Raw genomic sequence first — 1,178 nt, 5'->3', positions numbered from 1 at the left:
ATGGCAAAGGAAAAGTTTGAGCGTACAAAACCGCACGTCAACATCGGCACGATTGGCCACGTTGACCATGGTAAGACCACGCTGACCGCAGCGATCACCAAGTATTTCGGTGACTTCAAAGCGTATGACCAGATTGACGGTGCGCCGGAAGAGAAAGCGCGCGGGATCACCATCTCGACTGCCCACGTGGAATACGAGACCGAGAACCGCCACTACGCGCACGTTGACTGCCCCGGCCACGCCGACTACGTCAAGAACATGATCACCGGTGCTGCCCAGATGGACGGCGCGATCCTGGTTGTGAACGCCGCTGACGGCCCGATGCCGCAAACGCGCGAGCACATCCTGCTGGGCCGCCAGGTTGGCATCCCGAAGATGGTCGTGTTCATGAACAAAGTTGACCAGGTTGACGACGAAGAGCTGCTGGAACTGGTGGAAATGGAAATCCGCGAGCTGCTGTCTTCGTACGAATACCCCGGCGACGATATTCCGATCGTTGCAGGTTCGGCTCTGGCCGCGATGGAAGGCAACAACCCTGAAATCGGCGAAGAGAAGATCAAGGAACTGATGGCGGCCGTTGATGAGTATATCGACACCCCCGAGCGCGCTGTTGACCAGCCGTTCCTGATGCCGATCGAAGACGTGTTCTCGATCTCGGGCCGTGGTACCGTTGTGACCGGTCGTGTTGAGCGTGGCGTGATCAACGTTGGCGACGAGATTGAAATCGTCGGCATCCGCGACACTTCGAAAACCACCTGCACCGGCGTTGAAATGTTCCGCAAGCTGCTGGACCGCGGTGAAGCGGGCGACAACATCGGCGCCCTGCTGCGTGGTGTTGACCGTGACGGCGTTGAGCGTGGCCAGGTTCTGTGTAAGCCGGGTTCGGTTACACCGCACACCAAGTTCGAAGCCGAAGCCTACATCCTGACCAAGGAAGAAGGCGGTCGTCACACTCCGTTCTTCGCGAACTACCGTCCTCAGTTCTACTTCCGTACAACTGACGTGACCGGCACTGTGACCCTGGCGGAAGGCACCGAGATGGTCATGCCTGGCGACAACGTGTCGTTCGGCGTTGAGCTGATCGCGCCGATCGCGATGGAGCAGGGCCTGCGCTTCGCGATCCGCGAAGGCGGCCGCACCGTCGGCGCCGGCGTTGTGTCGAAAATCACTGAGTAATC

The 1,178-nt window shown here is 59.3% G+C and carries 1 protein-coding gene; it reads left to right on the top strand.

All coding sequences use genetic code 11. The features are described 5' to 3' along the window. The coding region (gene tuf, locus ACR0C5_RS19685; protein ID WP_170356932.1) for an elongation factor Tu at positions 1–1,176 on the top strand (1,176 nt) is incomplete at its 5' end. Positions 1,177–1,178: the final 2 nt, after the last annotated feature.

The organism is Ruegeria sp. N8, assembly GCF_056531325.1.
Note: the sequence above shows the minus strand (reverse complement) of the source record. Positions and strands in the feature narration are given on the sequence as shown.